The sequence below is a fragment of the Gottfriedia solisilvae genome (assembly GCF_002128405.1).
GTDB lineage: Bacteria > Bacillota > Bacilli > Bacillales > Bacillaceae_G > Gottfriedia > Gottfriedia solisilvae.
Genome location: NZ_NETJ01000002.1, coordinates 584,498 through 603,807 on the forward strand (window position 1 = coordinate 584,498; position 19,310 = coordinate 603,807).

Here is a 19,310-nt window from a genome sequence, read left to right on the forward strand (position 1 = left end):
AATTTTCAGAAAAAACATAGTATAGATTGGCTGAATGGAGCGGGAATATGAAAAAAAGAGAAATCTTCTGGAGCGTCAGTCTTTTCCTTTCTTTTCTTGGTTTCTATCTCATAGAAAACGTATTTACGATTAAACCTAATGTTATTTCGGGGAATGGGAATCTTGCTATTTTAGCTATACTGTTTTTCTCGCCGATTTTTATTACGAGTTACTTCTTAACATATAAACAGGCAAGGCAAATAGCCAACAATACAAAAAATAGAAAAATAGCAGTCATTCTATCTTGTTTTATCGTATGCTTTACAGTATTGATCTTTATATTAGTAGATTATACAAGTGAACTCTTCGTTGCTTTAGGTGGAACACCTTCTAATCCTGATTCAAGAATTTACCGTTTTGGTTGGTTTAATCAGTATACAAATAGCATCTATTTTAATGTTTATACTTTTTTATTAACACATATAATGGTGGTCATCGTCGGTATCCTATCCTTCGTAAGAAAAAACAATTAGACAACTCGATAACTAAACGAAAAACGCTTGGGAGATCCAAGCGTTTTTCGTTTAGTCGATTTTTTTATTAAGCTTGATAGCAGCAGAGTTAAATTAGAAAAGGTATATTCAATAAGTTGACGAAATGTAATATGTACTGAATATTATTGAACTTAGAAAAATTAAGTTAAGGGGAATTCGTATATATTGAAGAAAATAATTATAGAATCATTTATTTTTATACAACTAACGAGAGCGTTAGTTGCAGAGAACTAAGACTGTTTCGCTAGCCTTTTTATTATTTTAATGGCAGTTTAGTTCAATAAAGTTTTATTTGAATGATGAAATTTTTAAAAGTACATTAGTATAAATTATGAGGTGAGAACTTAATGGAAAATGGATTAATTGAATCTATGAGAATAAAGCTATTACCAGTTTCATTAGAACACTCAAAAGACTTATTTATCGTATATAGTGATGATTTAACAACACAATATGTACCTAGAGAAAGACATACTAAATTGGTAGAAACTGAGGAATTAATATTAAGATTTATAAATTTAGTTAAGGAACAAAAAGGTCTTGTTTATACTATTGTAAATAAAGAAGAACAAACAATTATTGGTAATGCAGGTATATATGGATTAGATTTAGAGAATAAAAAGGCTTTTTTAGGAGCTGTAATACATAGTAACTATTGGAGTAAAGGTTTTGTAACGGAAACTCTTAATAAACTGATTGAAATTTGCTTTAAGGAATTAAACCTGGTCAGAGTTGAAGGGAGTTGTGCAGAAGACAATATCGCTTCAGAAAAAATAATGCAGAAAATTGGAATGACCTATGAAGGAACTTTAAGGTCTAATGTAATTATTAACGGGAAAAATACAAACTCAAAAGTATATTCTATCTTAGATAAAGAATTCTTATGTAACTAACGCATGCGTTAGTTGAACGAGATCACGAGTCGCTAATGCGGCTTTTTTTATTGGACTAACTGGCAGTATTAGTTGAATAGGGAATATTGATATTTTAAATGGAAAACTGATTTAAATTTTAGGAACGACGAACTACTTTAGTCATTACTTTCTTTATAAGGAAATAGGAGCCTTTCATCGTAAAAATGAAGTATAGAAGGGATATGATTGCGTTAGGAGAGGTTTAGATTTTGGTGTAGTCACTTGTATGAGGAATCCACTTTTTTACTTTTTTAACATTGATTGTAAAATAATTCATAAAATATAAAATGTACAAAAGTGTTTATAAGGAGTGAAGTGCATGGGATCTACACAGTTAACAGGTCGAGTAATCTTTAAAGGAGCCCCCGGCTATAAAGAAGCCGTTAAGAATTGGAATCCCTATGTTGATACCTTACCTTATGTCTTTGTTTTTGCTCAAAATGAATTCGATGTAAGTAATGCCATTATTTGGGCCCGTGAGAATAATGTTCCCTTGCGTGTTAGAAGTGGCAGGCATGCTCTTGATAAGAACCTCTCAGTAGTAAAGGGGGGTGTTGTTATTGATGTGAGTGACATGCAGAACGTACACTTAGATAAAATGAATTCAACTGCAACCGTACAAACAGGTATTCACGTGGGCCCACTAGTAAAAGGATTAGCTCGAGAAGGGTTTATGGCTCCCTTTGGAGACAGCCCAACCGTTGGCATCGGAGGAATTACGATGGGGGGTGGATTTGGAGTACTCTCACGATCGATAGGTCTGATAAGTGATAACCTCGTTGCATTGAAAACGGTGGATGCAAAAGGTAGAATTCTTGAAGCAAATCAGTACCGAAATGAGGATTTATTTTGGGCTTCTAGAGGCGGAGGGGGAGGTAATTTTGGATATAATACTGAATACACGTTCAAAGTTCGTCGTGCCCCTAAAACAACAACCGTTTTTAATATCATTTGGCCATGGGAACAATTGGAAACGGTTTTTAGAGCTTGGCAGCGATGGGCACCGTTTGTGGATGAACGATTAGGTTGTTTACTTGAGATTTACAGTAAAATAAATGGTCTATGTCATGCAGAAGGAATTTTCCAGGGTTCAAAAACTGAGCTGATTAAATTATTGAAACCTTTAACAAATGCTGGAACCCCGTCAGAAATAATCATAGAAACATTACCTTATCCAGACGCTATTGATTTCTTAGACCCTGACGAACCAATCCCTGGTAGATCTGATCAGAGTGTTAAATTCTCCTCGGCTTGGGGACTTAATCTTTGGTCTGAAAAACCTATTGCAATTATGAAGCAATTTTTAGAAGAAGCAACTGGGACAGAAGCCAATTTCTTTTTTATAAATTGGGGTGGTGCTATAAGCAGAGTTCCTAAGCACAAAACAGCCTTTTTTTGGCGCAGACCATTATTTTATACAGAATGGACTGCTAGTTGGGAAAAGAAGGCTCAACAAACTATGAATCTTGAATCAGTTGAAAGCGTTAGACAGCAGATGAAACCATATGTAACGGGTTCATATGTCAATGTTCCAGACCAAAATATTGAAAATTTTGGAGAAGCATATTACGGCTCTAATTTTGAAAGGCTGCAAAGAGTAAAGGCGAAATATGATCCAGAAAATTTATTTCATTTCCCACAGAGTATACCACCATCTTTTTAAATAGTTAATTTGTCTTGAAAAAAAAATAAAAGCCCTGCGTTTTAAACTGCACCTAAATTGTTAGAAACCATCAAACAATTTAAGTGCAGTTTTAATATGAAGAAGTTTACATTCTTAATTAACTAACGCATGTGTTAGTGATCAAGACTATGAGTTGCTTTCTGCGACTCTTTTTTTATTGCACTTATGGAAGAGGTAAATAAAGTACAATAATAAATAGGCTAATATGCCTTTGAAATTTGAATGACATTATTGAGAAAATTAAGTAAAATACTAAACACTGTCTTGAAGTAATGAAAGATTGCTAGCTAAATAGTAGGATACAATTGAAAAACTTTTTATATAAGCCAAATTGATATTTTGTTAGTCTAATTTTTAAAGGGGGAATATACAATGAGCATTAAAAATCGAATAAAGCAATTATTTCCGTTAGTAATGTGTTTATCTATTATTACTGCTTGTTCAAATGATTCAAACGAACAAGTAATTTCCAAAAAAAAGGAATCTACGAAATTAAAAAGTGGAAATTTTGTATTGCAAATAAAAACACCCACAGAAGTTAGAATGGGTGATAAATTCGAATTAGAAGGTTCAATTAAATATATTGGAGAGAAGGAAACTTATTTACTTCATGGGAGCAAAGATATTCATTTTGTGATAACGAATGTACATGGACAAAATATTGATGATGATACAGCCTACGCAGGTGTTGGCATGGAAACGAAACTAAAAACAGGGGATGTCTTATCTGAAAAAGAAGGTTATAAAATAAATAAAAAAGGTACATATAATATAGCGGTTATTACTAGTTTTGATGAATCAGTAAGTGGAGATATAGAAGATGGTAAGAGAGTTCAAATGAAAATTAATGGATTAAAGTTAATCGTTAAATAATGAATGGGGGAAAAAGTAAATGCATTTTATTAAAAGAATAAATCCATTGTTAGTATTAACAGTGTGCCTATTTGTTATGAACGGATGTTCAAAAAAACCTGAGATCTCTAATGAAAAGGTAACAACCAAAGTAACAAATGGAGATTTTGTCATAACTGTCAAAACTCCAAAAGAAGTGGAAGTTGGTAAAAAAATAGAACTAGAAAGCTCTATTGAATATATTGGAACGAAGAAAACATATTTAATACATAGAAGCAATGGCAAAGATTTTAATTATTCGATAACAAAAAAACATAGACAAAATATAGATGAAATAATTTATCCTATTCACGGCAATGATCAAAATGTAAAAAGAGGTGATGTAATATCCGAAAAAGAAGTTATTACTAAAAATAAAAAAGGTACATACGAGATTATAGTGGATGTAAATTTTGCAAGTTCAAATAAAGTATATAGTAGAAAAAAAGAAGATTTAAAGCCTATTAAAGTGAAAATTGAAGGATTGCAATTAAAAATAAAATAATAGGTGGATAATGTCCGATAAAATTAGTCATTACTTCAGAACTATTATTCCAAATCAAAATAAAGTCTTGTACAACTAACGCATGAGTTAGTTATATAACTTGATCGACTGTATAGTCGATTTTTTTATTAAGCTAAATGGCAGATTTGTTGAAGAAGGATATTTTCCTGATTTAAGCGAATTAGGATTTCAAACAAACCTTACACGAATACAGGTATTGAAAATAACAGGAACATAGGAGGTAAGATATGAAAATTAACAGAATAGATCATGTGAGTATAAACGTAAATAATCTTTCAGAGGCTAAAGCGTTTTTTCTTGATTTAGGACTTGAATTGCATGCTGAATGGGAAATGGATGGAGAACAGTTGGACAGAATAGTTGGGCTTAATGATGTTAAGACGGCATGTGTAGGATTGGGGATGCCAGATGGTCAGACATGGATAGAGCTAGTCAAATTTTATACACCGTCAGATGAAAAAGATATTCAGCAACCTTTTGCAAATACGCTGGGTATCCGACATATTTGCTTTGCTGTTGAAGATATTGAAGCTATTGTTGCAAAATTGAAAAAGAAGGGCACGGAAATCTTTAGTGAGATACAGCAATATGAAGAAAGTTATAAGTTATGTTACGTTCGTGGTCCAGAGGGAATTATTTTAGAGTTGGCGGAGAAAATCAGATAAATATTGAATGGGACTTTAAATAATTTAGATCTCTAATTTTAAAGATTTCTTCTTAAACTATCTGGTGCGTTATTTGTACAAGAAGAGTGAAAAATAGTAATTATGAAAAATCACAAAGCTGTAATTGTTGATTACAAAACAATTGCGGCTTTTATTATTAAATTTTATTAGCAAATTAACAGAATTTAAAAAACTAAAAAATCAGGATTGTATTATACTTAAATTAATAATTTGAGGGAGTATTTTACAAAAATGAAAAATAAAACGGCAAAGTTATACGAAGTTGATTTATATAAGCCTATTCAAAATTATTTTATTCAACGGGAATATGAGGTTTATGGGGAGGTCAACCATTGTGATTTGATTGCTGTGAAAGAGAATGAACTTATTATTGTTGAATTAAAACTTAATCTAAGTGTGGAACTTCTAATACAAGCGACCAAAAGACAGCGTTTATCGGAAAATGTTTATATAGCTATTCCTAAGCCTAATTACAGTCTTTACTCTAAGAAATGGAAAAATATTTGTTATTTAATAAGAAGGCTAGAGTTAGGACTAATAATCGTTTCATTCCTAAAAAGCAAAGGACAGGTGGAAATAAAAATTACACCATCGCATTTTGATCGTAAAAAAAGTATGCAAATGAATAGGAATGAAAGGAAAAGACTTTTAGATGAAATAAAGGGTAGAAATGGAGACCATAATATCGGTGGGAGTAACAAAACAAAAATTATGACTGCTTATAAGGAAAGTTGTATTCATATTGCTTGCTGCTTTGAACGTTTTGGCCCATTATCGCCTAAAGCACTTCGTAATATTGGTACTGGAAAAAAGACATTATCAATCTTAAATAAAAACTATTATGGATGGTTTACTAGGATTAAAAGGGGAACTTACAGTATTAGCGAATTAGGTAAAAAAGAGGTAAAAGAGTACCCTCAACTTGTACATTATTATTCTGAATTAATAGAGAGCACTTCTGAAATTAAATAATCAGATTTTGGCTTAAAGTAAGAGAGATCTTTTAAGAAGATACAATATTACTAAATCAATTTATCAGACTAACACATGCTTTAGTTGGACATCATGAGTTGCTACGGCAGCTCTTTTTTATTATTCAAGTAACTGGCAGTTGAGTTTCGTAAGGAAGATAAATTATTTTTTTTATTTTGGAAAAAATACCTACAATGAAAGTAGTTGCAACTTTTGCTAGGATATTTTGAATTAAATTATTAGTTTCACTATATTAAATCAAATTGAAAAATATGGAGGCTATACTTATATGCAACAGAATTTATTACATGATGAATTAGTGTTCACAGTCGTTAAAAATAAGGCAAAGATTGATGATACTTTGCATAAGGATCATATGGAAATTTGTTTTTCAAGAAACAAAGTGGGCAAGGGAACCGATTGGGTAGCGAAGTTTATAAAACCAAGTTTAGAAGAAGATACAATTGTAAAAGTTTATGATGATCATTTCAAACTACTAGCCAAAGAACCATTAAAAGAAGGAATAGTCGGCTCATATTATAAAAAGATGTCTATCGAACAATTAAGAGAATTATTAATTGAATACGGGTATCAAGAAATAGAACCAATTATCTACTAATTAAACAAAGCGTATTTCAACCTTTTTATTGGTGGAGTAGGAATTTTATCAGCATTCATTTGTGTGGAATGACACTTATTACAGCAGCAGTTTACTCATTATATGTAGCTAAACCATACGGTGCAGACTATTACTGGCGTTTAGGTCCTTTCGGTTCGGTTTTATTTACTATTGGGCTCATTCCACTGGTTATTAGTTTGATATTCTTTTTTATTGGTATTAATTACATAAAGATAGGTATTAATGAGTAATTTTGTTCAACTAACGCATACGTTAGTTGAACAAAATTATAAGTCGACATTGTGATATTTTTAGACAATATAAACTGTACCTCCAATTGTAAGACACAACTTACAATTGAAGGTGCAGTTTTTTCATGGCTAAGTTTACATTGAATCTTCAGTTCATCTTTAAATTTGTGCTAAACAAAAAAGAACCACTGGGAAAGCTTAGGCGATTATACACTTCAAAACGATGTTTGAATATGATGGGTATAAATGAAAATTAATACTAGATGTTGAAAAGAGGTATATTATGAATCATTTTTTAGAGATGCCCAGTCAACAAAGTGACAAAGGGCCGTCTGACAGTATTGTAAGAATGATTAATCAACGGATGAATGAAGATCCAACAGTAAATGCATATCGATCTATTTATGAGTTTGAACATATGTTGCGAAATAATATTATTTTAAGTGCAAGAGCTATGTATCAAAGTAGAGTGAGGTTTGAAGTATTTGCAAGATCTCGATGTAATCCAAGGTACTGGCATTTAATGAGAAACGGAGGATTCCTATTGAGGGAAGGTGTAAGACCTTCTGATGCGATTAAAGATATTTACTTTAACAGTCCATATTATGCGTTTGAATGTGCAACCGGAATGGTCATTATCATTTACAATGCGGTCCTAAATCTTATCGGCGAATACTTATTTAATCAAATCTTTCAAAACATTTATTTATACGGCTGGCATGCTGATCCTGACCTCGGTATAAATTCACATTATGAGCGTTTTCTTCCAGGTGATATCGTATATTTTAATAATCCGGATTTTAATCCGTTAACCCCTGAGTGGAGAGGAGAAAATGCGGTTGTTTTAGGTGATGGTACTTATTTTGGACATGGTTTAGGAATATTAACAGCTGATCAAATAATTTATGTCCTAAATAAAATGAGAAGGCCAAGAGCATATCGGTCAGCCTACCTGACTAATTTAGTAACAAGACCGAATTTTAATCATTTGGCTGAATTAGCGAATTGGCAACGTGACTATTCAGTTAATAAAAATAAGAGTATAGTTGCCCATTATAACGAAAGTTCGATTTCATTTGACCATTATAAGTACTTGTTAAATTGTAATAAAAGTATCAGGTTTTGAAAGAAACCAGTAAACATTTAAAATATATAAATATCATTTATCCATATGTATAGATAACTACTATAAATATAAATAAATATCTTAAATAACTAACGCTTAGCTTTAGTTATTTAAGATAACGGGTCGCAATTTTGGATCTGACCAATCAGGATTGCCTTGAATATCACGAGGTGCATCTGCAGCTCTATTTCTTATACAATTTTTTGCCAATTTAGTGGTAGAAGGAATTAGTGCCTCTTGTATAGAAATATTGTACAAATCATTTTTTAGTAATATTTAAAGGAGAGTGGCTATTTGGAAATAGATAAAATATTTAGCGATTTTCCTATATTAGAAACAGAAAGACTAAAACTAAGGAAGATAACTTTAGAAGATGTAGAAGATATGTATTCATACTGTTCTAATGTGGAAGTGCCCAAGTACTCTTCTTGGAATCCTCACAATTCTTTATCGGAAACAAAGGATTCTATTGAACGGATAATAAGCCATTGGGAAAACAAGAAATTAGTTCATTGGGGTATCGAATATAAAGAAAACGGAAAATTTATTGGAACGATTGAATTTGTCACATGGGAAACACAACATAAAGTTGCTGAAATCGGATATTGTCTTTCTCAGGATTATTGGGGAATGGGTATCGCGCCAGAAGCCGCAAAGGAAGTTATTAAATTTGGCTTTAACAATATGGACTTAGTTCGTATTCAAGCAAGATGCTATTTAGAAAATATTGGTTCAGCACGAGTAATGGAAAAGGCAGAAATGTCTTTTGAAGGGATTATTAGAAAAGGGCTGTTCGCGAAAGGGAAACATCAAGATTTAAAAATGTATTCAATACTAAAAGAAGAACATCTCTCATCAATTAAAAATAGAAAATAAATAACAATAAGACGTTTAATCTGATTCCAGTCCTTATACAACTAAGGCTCAGCTTTAGTTCAACAATATGATCGACTGTTTTATTCGATTTTTTTACTGTGCTAAATGCCAGTTTAGTTAAATAACAAAAAGGAACATTAGCGGGATTTTTTGTCATTGATACCACAAGGGGCGAGGAAATTGACCAAGAAAAACAATTTTATACAGAACCTAATATTTATTCTTTGTATCATTGTAATGATTGGTACAATATATTATTTTCGCCCTATAAATGCAAATAACGTATTTCCTGAATTGAAAAATGTAGAAAAGATAGCTTTCATTGTGCGGTTTGATGAAAAGAAAGATGCTGAGTTTAAAAATATTGAAATTAAAGAAAAAGAAGTAGATTATTTCATAAATTTATTAGAGATGAGCAAGTATCGAAGAGTATTTGGTGAGACAAATATACAAAGTCAAACAAGTGCGTTTGATATTGCAATAGCTCATAATTCGAGCAATTATTCAATTGTTATTAATAATAAAGGATATGTAGTTGTTAATGAAATGAATAGTAAGAAAAAATATAAAATTTTAAGCTCCAAAAATGACACTTTGATAAAGTTAATTAATGAGATGCTTAATGGCAAATAGCGATAAAAGAAATCTTATTCAACTAACGCTCAGCTTTAGTATAAGAGCAAATGCAGTGGAATTTCAGTTCCTATTAGTTAAAATTCTTTTAGAAATTAATAATGTATTAATTTGATTTAAGAATAAGGTTGTATCGAGCTACTAATCATGCTTTTGTTCATTTGCATCAATAAAAATTTGGGGATGATTTATTGAGAAAAACAAACATAGTTCCATGGACAGCAGAATGGGAAATCTCATACCAAAATGAAGCCGAGATCCTAAGAGATATACTTAATGATGAATTAATTGATATTTACCATATAGGGAGTACATCAGTTAAATCGATCGGCTTCGCGAAACCAATTATAGATATTTTAATAGTAGTAAATAATATTGAATTAATTGATCAGTATAACGTTAAATTGGGGTTACTTGGGTATGAACCACGTGGAGAGAATGGTATATCTGGTAGAAGATATTTTCCAAAAGGTAAAGAAAATAGAACGCATCATGTACATATCTTCCAAGTTGGAAATGAAAATATTAAGACTCACTTAGATTTTAAAGCGTATTTGATTGAACACCCTTCAGTTGCTAAAAGTTATGGGGATTTAAAAATAAAATTAGCAGTACAGTTCCCTGATAACACCAAAGAATATCAATTAGGTAAAGAACAATTCGTAAATGAGTTAGTAAGAAAAGTTAAAAATTGGAGTTCTAAGCGAACTTCTTATTAAACTAACGAGAGCGTTAGTTTAGCAACATGAGCTGCTTATTTGCAGCTTTTTTTTATGAAGTGATTTATATCAGATGTTGTTTTTTAGATAAATATAATTTAATAATAAAATTTTCTGATACAATATCTGTAAATTGGTTTAATATGAGGTGCGGTATTTGACTACTAAAATAATAGAAAATAAACAGAAATGGCAAAATAAAAGACTTAAAACAGTAAAAATAATTCTTTTAGGCAGTCTATTATTTGTCGGTCTCTTAGGATATGGAGTATACTGGGCGTTTTTTGATATGAATAGATTGCCAAAAGGAGATTACCTTACAGAGGAAACATCTCCAAACGGGGTCTATACTCTAAAAGCATACACAAATAGTGGAGGAGCAACGACTTCATATACCATACGTGGAGAATTAGTATTTAACAAACGAAATAATAAAACTAAAAATATATATTGGAATTATCATGAGAACACTGCGGATATCAATTGGATAGATAATGATACAGTAGTTATTAACGGACATACCTTAAATGTTCCTAATGATAAATTTGACTTCAGAAATAATTAATTAATAGATAAAATAGTAATGTATGTAATTTTCCTAATGTAACTAACGCTCAGCAATAGTAGAACCTGATTGTTTAAACAACTCCTTGCTACTTATCTGGCGGGAAAGTTTAATAAGAAATTCATTAGATAAAATGATATTTTTACAAGTTAGGAGTGAAGTAATGTCTGAATATCGTGTAGTAGAATTAGAAAAATGGGAGAGAAAAGAATATTATAATTATTACTTTCCAGTAAATGTTACTCATGAAATGACAACGAAAATAGATGTAACTAATGCCGTTGAATATTGCCAAAAAAATAATTATAGCTTCTATGCCTATATGATTTTTAATATTACGAAATCTATTAACTCTATCGAAAATTACCGTTATGATCTTATTGAAGATGAGTTAGTATGTTGGGATTACCTAGTTCCGGCATTTACTATTTTTGATAAAGAAAAAGAAAAATTTCAATGTATTTGGTTAGATAAATTTGAAAGTATGGATGAATTTCAAGCTGCTTATAAAACAGAAGTTGGAAATTACGTGGGCTCGGATAAAATGTTTCCTAAAGATAAACAACCTTTAAACACCTTTGATATATCTGCTATCCCTTGGGTGAGTTTTGATAATTTTTCTTTAAATATCGCTAATTCTTCTTGTTATTTGAAACCAATATTAACTATTGGAAAGTATACTGAACAGAACGGGAGATTATCTATACCTATTTCTATTAAATCTCACCATGCTACAGTAGATGGATTCCATGTAGCAAAATTTTTTGAAAATCTAACAAAAAATATTGATTAAGTATTGGTTATTGATTCAAATGTTGTTTTTTTTGATTTTCTAAATTTCTAAACAACCTAATTCAATTAATGCATGCGTTAAGTCAATAAGAACACGAGTCGCAAATGCGGCTTTTTTTATTGGACTAACATGCGGTTTAATTTAATTAGAAATTAGTTGAATTATCATAAATTAAGCCAAAAATATGGTGGAAATTTTCATGAAATGAGAGAAGAGAAAATTCCCCCAATTTACTGAAAATTGAAAAATAGGTACACTTAGAACATAGAATTCTATAAGAATAAAATTGCAAAAGGTGAAGGTGATTGTATGATTAACTACAAAGGGGCACCAATGATTGAAACAAAAAGACTTATTTTAAGGAAAATGGAAATGAATGATGCAAATAGAATGTTTGACTTCATATTCTCAGATCATCGCGTAATGGATAATTTAATCAAAGGACCACATAAAACCATTTCCGAAACAATCAATCGACTGACTGAAATTACTAAACAATATGAAAGCGATAAGTTTTGTTATTGGGGAATAGTCCTAAAGGAAAGTGGTGAATTAATCGGAACGATTGACCTTTATAATATCAATGAAGATACCGAAAATTGTGAGGTTGGATACGACATAGGCTTTAATTGGTGGAATCAGGGTTATGGAACAGAAGCATTGCAGGCAGTTGTTGAATTTGCATTCCGCTTTATGAATATTCATAAGATATCGGCAACACACGGTATCGATAACCCTGCATCAGGTAAAATCATGTTAAAAGTAGGGATGAAACGCGAAGGCATTATTAGACATATGATTCGAAAAAATAATCAATACAAGGATTGTGGAATCTACGGCATTCTTCAACAGGAGTATTTACAAATGAATTTGCCTAATCAAAGACCAATATTAAATAAAATAGATTAAACGTCTTTTCCACGAAATTTTCGTTTCCGATTATTAGCAACTTAAATATCTATTGATGTATTGTTATTGAACTAACGCATGCGTTAGTTGAAGTGCATGAATGCTGCTTTGGCGGTCGTTTTATTAATGCTATCCAGTTTAATGTAAAGGTGAAATTATCGAAATATGTATATACAAGAAATGACCACTTCTAGTGGTCATTTTTATTTAGCAATGAATTAATAGTTTGGTTGATTGAATCTAACTTAGTAAGGAAGTCCTTTTTGATTAACAGGAGAGTTGTGTCAAATTGAGAGTAGGATTTGGAGTTCGTTTTTGGTTCAACCATCGAATTCCCAACAATATAACTAATAGTGATAAACCCTACTAGAATGATGAGTGTAATGATTAAAGCGATTGTGATGAGAATACGTTTAATGCTAGCTCGTAATACCTCGTTGCTTGTTAATTTCATAATTAAACTCTCCTCCTTAGGACAACGTACAGTTACCTGTATCATTGTATTACCTAAAGAGCAGAGTCATGACAAGCTTTTAAATTTTTAACATTTTTTCATATTCCTCTTGAATTTCTCTAGAACGAACGGTTGCTTCAATAAAACAGTTTAAAAATGATGAAGCGACTTCGCGGTCTTCTAGCACGGAGATACCTGCTTCAGTTGTTCCGTTTGGACTAGTAACTTTTTTCCTTAATGTCAGTGGTGATTTATTTGTTTCTTGTAGCATGGAAATTGAACCAATTAATGTTTGCTGAATAAATGGTTTTGCAATATCTCGGTGTATACCAAGTGACATTGCTGCTCTTTCAAATTGTTCAACCACGTAATATATATAGGCAGGTCCACTACCAAATAGTCCTGTCATTGCGTGTAATTCGTTTTCTTCAACTTTTGCCACAATTCCTACACGTTCAAATAATCTTTTTGCGATCTGTGCTTTTTCAAATGGTAGTTCATCACTATATGAAATAGCAGTAGCTGATTTCCGAACTAAAGAAGATGTTGTAGGCATGGCTCTTATAATATTTATTGATTCTTTTCCTAATAATTGTCTGATTGTATTAATAGAGACACCTGCAACTAATGAAATGATAAGTTGTTTCTCATTGATTAAATCTTTACATTGTTCAAGTGCTGCTCCTACATCCTTTGGCTTCATAGCTAAAAACACAACGCTAGCACCTGTAATCGCAAGCTGCCTGTTTGAAGTTGCTAATACTCCATACTTGTTATGTAAACTATCAAGACGCTCAAGGTCTTCTTTATTTGTAATGGCAATTTGATCACTCTCAAGATAGCCACTCTCTAGCAATCCAACTATTAATGCTTCTGCAATACTACCTGCACCGATAAACGCAACTTTTCCAAGAAACATTACATTTCACCTCACCTATATTGTAATAGATATTTATATTAGAGAAATGATTTGTATATTCCTTGTTGACATCGTCTAAAAAAATAATTTTATTTTTTTTTTAGGTGATGTTAATGTTTTTTAATGATAATTTAATTAAATATTTAATTTAACAGCTGTTTATATTGAAAAATGTTTACTTTTGAAAAATAACAATCTCTTAAAAGTTAACTAGAATAGATAGTATAAACATTCGGGAAAGAATTGGGACAGGTGAGATGATACAGGTGTATATACCTAATACGAAGCTCTCTACGCGCCCTACATGATGGAGTCTAAAATCAACCAACTTTTTTCATGAAGCTTACTTTTAAGGAGAAAGACATTATTAATTTAGTGAAAGATGATTTATTATTTTAGATAAGTTGATTAAAATGGAGTATAGTTAATAGTAAAATAGAGAAATGATTTGTTTGTCATTCATCTTTTATATATTAGAATATATTTTATATAGATTTACATAAGGAGGCATTACATGATTCCTACTAATAAAATCCACAGTATTACTCTTCCGGTTCCATATGCGATGAAAACAGTAAATGTTTTTTTAGTAGAAGGTGCTTTATTAACTTTAATTGATACAGGAACAAATACACCGGAAACTTTAGAAGTGTTAAAAAGTGGTGTAAAGTCAATTGGCTACGATTTAAGGGATATTGAACAAGTTATCTTAACGCATCATCATCCGGATCATTCTGGACTTCTTGAAGTATTTAAAGAGGATGTAAAGATTTTGGGGCATGAACGAAATAAACCATATCTAACACAAGAACAATCTTTTTTAGACTATTACAATGAATATTTCATTGAAAATGCAAAAAGATACGGTGTTCCAAGTCTATTTGTTCAAAAAATGCCTCGTTCTATTAAAAAAATCCCGTACTCTTGCAAACGTTCATTAACTGATGTAATTAGTGAAGGCGATCAGCTAGAAAGCTTATTTAATGTAAAAGTACTTTATACACCTGGCCATGCAACTTCACATATTGCTCTATATAGTGAAGATGATGGAATTGCATTCGGTGGCGATTTACTATTAGATAAGGTGTCGTCAAATCCGTTACTTGAACCACCTTTAGAAGGTGAGCTGGAACGACCAAAGCCATTAATTCAGTATAATCAATCTTTACAAAGAGTAGCTGAGTTACCGATTACGAAATTATATACAGGACATGGTGATCCAGTTACTGATGTAAAAGGTTTAGTCGAGATTAGATTAGAAAAACAAAGAGCTAGAGCAGAAAAAGTATTAGAAATGATCAGGAAGCAACCATTAACTGCATTTGAAGTATGTCAGATGTTATTTCCAAAAATTTATGAAAAACAACTATCACTTACTTTATCAGAAACAATTGGTCAACTAGATTATTTAGAGAATCTTGGTTTTATTCGTTTAGATGAAAGAAATGATGGTATACTTGTTTATAAAGCGAATGAGCATTCAGTCAGTAATTGAGGTGGAAATGTTTGAGGTTAAGGAATCAAACAATCGTTATCACAGGAGCTTCTAGTGGTCTAGGTAGAGACTTAGCATTTTCTGCAGCAGAAGAAGGTGCAAATGTAGTTCTGATTGCGAGAAGAGAAGAAGAACTGAAAAATCTAAAGACAAAGCTAGAAGAAATGTATCCTGTTAAATGTCATTATTTTGTAGTAGATGTGACAGATGAAAATTTAATATATGATGCATTCCATCAAATTGAAGAGCAGTTTGACGGAATAGATGTTTTAATAAATAATGCCGGATATGGTCTTTTTCAAACGGTTGAACAAATGTCACTTCAAGACATGAAGCAAATGTTTGAAGTGAATGTTTTTGGCGTAATGTGCTGCTCTAAGTTGGCACTTTCCTCTATGAAGTTGAAAGGTAAAGGACATATTATCAATATTGCATCTTTAGCAGGAAAAGTGGCGACATCTAAAGCTGCTGCTTATGCTGGTTCGAAACATGCTGTACTTGGTTTTAGTAATGCTTTGCGCCAGGAAGTTGAAAAGGACGGGATATTCATCACAAATGTAAATCCTGGACCAATGGACACACCGTTTTTTGATATCGCAGACGAATCAGGTACTTATGCAAAATCTGTTCGGAAAATGATGCTTGATCCTGAAAAAGTTGCATCAAAGGTGATTTCCTTAATTGGTCAAGATATACACGATGTTGATCTGCCTTCATGGATGGGATTTGGTGCAAAGATTTACTCACTTTTCCCGAAAATAAGCCATCGAGTCATGATGAAGTTTGGAAATAAAAAATAAAATGATATATGTATCAAAAAAAGCTTAGAGACTATTCTCTAAGCTTTTTTTTTGCTTCGTTTCATTATGGTTGTTTAGCACTCCTTTAAGTGAGTGTATTTTCTTTTTATCTAGTCTAACTTTTTGCACGCACAACTATATATAGTATTAAGGATGAATTGAAAGTTGGTGAGGTAGTGTGGCTAAGCGAGAATACTTAATCAAACCGCTAGTAGGAGAAATCTATCCAACAATTGATCGAGGAGAATCAATCTACTTATGGGACAAGCAAGGAAAAAAATATATTGATGGGTCATCAGGTGCTGTGGCTGCAAGTATTGGGCATGGTGTGAAAGAAGTTATTGATGAAATGGTTGGCCAAGCAAATAAGGTGGCATTTGTATATAGGTCACAGTTTACTAGTGATGCAGCTGAAAACTTAGCAAAAAAAATAAGTGAGCTAACCCCAGGTGATTTGAACTGGAGTTTTTTTGTCAACAGTGGGACCGAAGCAACAGAAACAGCTATGAAAATGGCAATTCAGCATTTTCAAGAAAGAGGAATTCATACAAAAACGAAAATCATTTCAAGAATGATGAGTTACCACGGTATAACAATTGGTGCATTATCTATGTCAGGTCACCCGCTTAGAAGAAAACGGTTTACTAGTTTACTTGAGGATTATCCAATGGTTGAGGCCCCTTATTGTAAACGGTGTCCGTACGGTTTAGAAAAAGGCAGATGTGCACTTTTATGTGCGACTTCGCTTGAACGGACAATTCAAAAATTAGGAGCAGAAAATGTAGCTGCTTTTATCGCAGAACCAATTGTTGGTGCAGCAGGTGCAGCATTAACTCCTCCAAAAGGCTATTATGAAAAAATTAGAGAAATATGTACAAAACATGATGTATTGTTTATTGCAGACGAAGTAATGACCGGAATTGGTAGAACAGGAGAAATGTTTGGTATTCATCATTGGAATTGTGTTCCTGATATTTTAGTGCTTGGAAAAGGTTTAGCTGCGGGGTACACGCCTATTGCTGCTGCGGTTGCTAGTGATCGTGTAATGCAGCCTATAATTGAAGGTAGTCGACTTGTCATGAGTGGTCATACATTTAGTGCGAATCCGCTTTCTGCGAGTGTGGCATTGGCAGTATTACATTATGTTGAAAAGTATAATCTAGTCCAAAATTCCAAAAAACAAGGTAAAAAAATAATGAAAACATTAAAAGAATGGAAAAAGCAATTTCCATTCATATTTGATGTGCGTGGTGAAGGATTACTAATTGGAATTGAGCTCGATGAAACTCAATTTGAGAAACATAGTTTAACAACCCACGTTATTGAGATTGCTAGAAATAAAGGACTTTTACTTTATCCGGCTGTAAGTGGACCTAATGGACGTTTGGAAAATAGTTTTTTACTTTCGCCACCACTTGTGATCACAGCGCAACAAGTTGATGAATTATTGATTGTTTTAAAAGAGGTATTTCATGAACTATCTCAGGAAGTGAAAGGGGTCATTTAATGCAAATCAATACATTTGGGAAAATAATTGATATTGAGGAAGCTTTGTCATTCTTTCAAGATGATATGGTACTAATGTTTGGTGGCTTTGGAGGAATCGGTAATCCTCCAACATTGATAAAAGGCATTTTAGAAAAAGGGGTCAAAAACTTAACTTTAATAGGAAATGATACAGGTTTTCCAGATGTAGGTATTGGGCAATTAGTAACAGCCAAAAGAGTCAGAAAGATGGTTACAACGCATATTGGATCAAACCCGAACGCGGGTAAACAAATGACAGATGGTACATTAGATATTGAATTTAGTCCTCAAGGTACTTTTATAGAACGGGTAAGAGCAGGCGGTGTAGGTTTGGGTGGTGTTCTTGTTGATATTGGAATAGATAGTGTAATAGATATCAATAAACAAAGAGTTACTGTTTTAGGTAAAGAATATTTAGTGGAAACACCTTTAACTGCTGATGTTTCAATTGTTTATGCGAAAAAAGCCGATCCATTTGGTAATTTAGTTTTTGACAAAAGTGCACGTAATTCGAATCCATATGTGGCAATGGCTGGAAATATTACGATTGTAGAAGTGGATGAAATCGTTCCTTTAGGTGCACTAGAACCAGAGGAAATCATCGTCCCAGGCGCATTTGTTCATTATATTGTTCAATCGGAAGGAGTGGATTGGAAGTGGGTCTGGGAAAAATAACTGCCCGTGAAGTCATGGCCAAACGAGCAGCACAAGAAGTGAAAAACGGTATGATTGTAAATCTTGGTATTGGCATTCCTTCATTGATTCCGAATTATTTAGCAAAAGATGCATCTGTTATGTTCCACGCTGAAAACGGTGTGTTAGGGATGGGTCCGACTCCTAGGAAGGGGGAGGAAGATGAAAATTTATGCAACGCTGCAGGTCTACCTGTCACGCTAATTCCTGGTTCAAGTTATTTCGATAGCAGTATTGCTTTTGCCATCATACGTAGAGGTTTATTAGATTTAACTGTGCTTGGTGCATTAGAAGTAAGCCAAGATGGAGACTTAGCCAACTGGATTGTTCCAGGTAAAAGAGTACCAGGCATCGGAGGGGCGATGGACTTAGCACAAAAGTCGAAAAAAGTGATCGTTCTAATGAATCATACAAATAAAAATGGCGAACCCAAAATTGTTTCAAAATGTAGTTTACCTCTAACCTCGCCTAAATGTGTTGACTTGATTATTACAGAAATGGCTGTAATTGAAGTGAAAAAAGATAGTGGTGAATTGTGGCTTAATGAAGTAATGGCACCTTATTCAATACGTGATGTGATAGAAAAAACAGGTGCACCACTTTTTGTAAATCAAGATATTATCGTACACAATTGGGAGTAACAAATTCATGTGGGAGCTTTTTGTCGGGTGAAATCCTTCAGTTGGTCGTTGGCTAAATAGGCTCACCACATGAACCCCTCATAA

23 protein-coding genes are annotated in these 19,310 nt (G+C 32.5%); 21 read left to right on the top strand and 2 right to left on the bottom strand.

Going from position 1 to position 19,310, the window contains the following annotated elements; translation table 11 throughout:
* Positions 1-47: 47 nt before the first annotated feature.
* From CAB05_RS07565 to CAB05_RS07635, 16 genes are all read left to right on the top strand, one after another.
* Positions 48-512 (top strand): hypothetical protein, encoded by a 465-nt coding sequence (locus tag CAB05_RS07565; protein WP_087999211.1) that lies wholly within the window; start codon positions 48-50, stop codon positions 510-512.
* 368 nt (positions 513-880) lie between these two features.
* Positions 881-1,426, top strand: coding sequence for a GNAT family N-acetyltransferase (locus CAB05_RS07570; protein ID WP_087999212.1), 546 nt, complete (start codon positions 881-883; stop codon positions 1,424-1,426).
* A gap of 340 nt (positions 1,427-1,766) precedes the next feature.
* Positions 1,767-3,110 (top strand): FAD-binding oxidoreductase, encoded by a 1,344-nt coding sequence (locus tag CAB05_RS07575; protein ID WP_087999213.1) that lies wholly within the window; start codon positions 1,767-1,769, stop codon positions 3,108-3,110.
* A 393-nt stretch (positions 3,111-3,503) separates the two neighbouring features.
* On the top strand, positions 3,504-4,004 hold the full coding sequence (locus tag CAB05_RS07580; RefSeq protein ID WP_087999214.1) for a hypothetical protein: 501 nt from the start codon (positions 3,504-3,506) through the stop codon (positions 4,002-4,004).
* A 19-nt stretch (positions 4,005-4,023) separates the two neighbouring features.
* Entirely contained in the window at positions 4,024-4,527 is a 504-nt protein-coding gene (locus tag CAB05_RS07585) for a hypothetical protein (RefSeq protein WP_087999215.1), read from the top strand.
* A gap of 248 nt (positions 4,528-4,775) precedes the next feature.
* Complete coding sequence (locus tag CAB05_RS07590) at positions 4,776-5,213, top strand: VOC family protein (protein WP_087999216.1); 438 nt, start codon at positions 4,776-4,778, stop codon at positions 5,211-5,213.
* Between the two features lie 252 nt (positions 5,214-5,465).
* On the top strand, positions 5,466-6,206 hold the full coding sequence (locus tag CAB05_RS07595; protein WP_087999217.1) for a DUF2161 domain-containing phosphodiesterase: 741 nt from the start codon (positions 5,466-5,468) through the stop codon (positions 6,204-6,206).
* A 289-nt stretch (positions 6,207-6,495) separates the two neighbouring features.
* Entirely contained in the window at positions 6,496-6,825 is a 330-nt protein-coding gene (locus CAB05_RS07600; protein ID WP_087999218.1) for a hypothetical protein, read from the top strand.
* A gap of 68 nt (positions 6,826-6,893) precedes the next feature.
* Positions 6,894-7,076: a hypothetical protein gene (locus tag CAB05_RS21855; RefSeq protein WP_142283065.1), complete on the top strand. Its 183-nt coding sequence runs from the start codon at positions 6,894-6,896 to the stop codon at positions 7,074-7,076.
* Positions 7,077-7,359: 283 nt separating this feature from the next.
* Entirely contained in the window at positions 7,360-8,202 is an 843-nt protein-coding gene (locus tag CAB05_RS07605; RefSeq protein ID WP_087999219.1) for a protein-glutamine gamma-glutamyltransferase, read from the top strand.
* Between the two features lie 294 nt (positions 8,203-8,496).
* The gene (locus CAB05_RS07610; RefSeq protein WP_087999220.1) at positions 8,497-9,078 is read left to right on the top strand and encodes a GNAT family N-acetyltransferase; all 582 of its coding nucleotides are present in this window, start codon (positions 8,497-8,499) and stop codon (positions 9,076-9,078) included.
* Between the two features lie 237 nt (positions 9,079-9,315).
* Positions 9,316-9,711: a hypothetical protein gene (locus CAB05_RS07615; protein ID WP_158093210.1), complete on the top strand. Its 396-nt coding sequence runs from the start codon at positions 9,316-9,318 to the stop codon at positions 9,709-9,711.
* A gap of 191 nt (positions 9,712-9,902) precedes the next feature.
* Positions 9,903-10,430 carry a GrpB family protein gene (locus tag CAB05_RS07620; RefSeq protein WP_087999222.1) on the top strand — a complete coding sequence of 176 codons (528 nt, stop codon included), beginning with the start codon at positions 9,903-9,905 and terminating at the stop codon, positions 10,428-10,430.
* A gap of 157 nt (positions 10,431-10,587) precedes the next feature.
* A complete protein-coding gene (locus CAB05_RS07625; RefSeq protein ID WP_087999223.1) occupies positions 10,588-10,995 on the top strand; it encodes a DUF5412 domain-containing protein in 408 nt (135 codons plus the stop codon).
* A 163-nt stretch (positions 10,996-11,158) separates the two neighbouring features.
* The gene (locus CAB05_RS07630) at positions 11,159-11,788 is read left to right on the top strand and encodes a CatA-like O-acetyltransferase (RefSeq protein WP_158093211.1); all 630 of its coding nucleotides are present in this window, start codon (positions 11,159-11,161) and stop codon (positions 11,786-11,788) included.
* Between the two features lie 309 nt (positions 11,789-12,097).
* Positions 12,098-12,697 carry a GNAT family N-acetyltransferase gene (locus CAB05_RS07635; protein WP_087999225.1) on the top strand — a complete coding sequence of 200 codons (600 nt, stop codon included), beginning with the start codon at positions 12,098-12,100 and terminating at the stop codon, positions 12,695-12,697.
* A gap of 190 nt (positions 12,698-12,887) precedes the next feature.
* Here CAB05_RS07635 and CAB05_RS07640 read toward each other — a convergent pair whose 3' ends face one another.
* Both CAB05_RS07640 and proC read right to left on the bottom strand, forming a co-directional pair.
* Positions 12,888-13,151 (bottom strand): hypothetical protein, encoded by a 264-nt coding sequence (locus CAB05_RS07640; RefSeq protein WP_087999226.1) that lies wholly within the window; start codon positions 13,149-13,151, stop codon positions 12,888-12,890.
* A 79-nt stretch (positions 13,152-13,230) separates the two neighbouring features.
* Positions 13,231-14,070, bottom strand: a complete 840-nt coding sequence (gene proC / locus CAB05_RS07645) for a pyrroline-5-carboxylate reductase (protein ID WP_087999227.1) — start codon at positions 14,068-14,070, stop codon at positions 13,231-13,233.
* A 514-nt stretch (positions 14,071-14,584) separates the two neighbouring features.
* On the opposite strand from proC, the gene CAB05_RS07650 reads away from it, so the two are divergent.
* The 5 genes from CAB05_RS07650 (at position 14,585) to CAB05_RS07670 (ending at position 19,226) form a co-directional block, all read left to right on the top strand.
* A complete protein-coding gene (locus tag CAB05_RS07650; protein ID WP_087999228.1) occupies positions 14,585-15,565 on the top strand; it encodes an MBL fold metallo-hydrolase in 981 nt (326 codons plus the stop codon).
* A gap of 11 nt (positions 15,566-15,576) precedes the next feature.
* The gene (locus tag CAB05_RS07655) at positions 15,577-16,365 is read left to right on the top strand and encodes an SDR family NAD(P)-dependent oxidoreductase (RefSeq protein ID WP_087999229.1); all 789 of its coding nucleotides are present in this window, start codon (positions 15,577-15,579) and stop codon (positions 16,363-16,365) included.
* Positions 16,366-16,543: 178 nt separating this feature from the next.
* Complete coding sequence (locus tag CAB05_RS07660) at positions 16,544-17,872, top strand: aspartate aminotransferase family protein (protein WP_087999230.1); 1,329 nt, start codon at positions 16,544-16,546, stop codon at positions 17,870-17,872.
* A 65-nt stretch (positions 17,873-17,937) separates the two neighbouring features.
* Entirely contained in the window at positions 17,938-18,567 is a 630-nt protein-coding gene (locus CAB05_RS07665; protein ID WP_371870391.1) for a CoA transferase subunit A, read from the top strand.
* The gene (locus CAB05_RS07670; RefSeq protein WP_087999232.1) at positions 18,549-19,226 is read left to right on the top strand and encodes a 3-oxoacid CoA-transferase subunit B; all 678 of its coding nucleotides are present in this window, start codon (positions 18,549-18,551) and stop codon (positions 19,224-19,226) included. The genes CAB05_RS07665 and CAB05_RS07670 overlap by 19 nt, the downstream gene beginning before the upstream one ends.
* Positions 19,227-19,310: the final 84 nt, after the last annotated feature.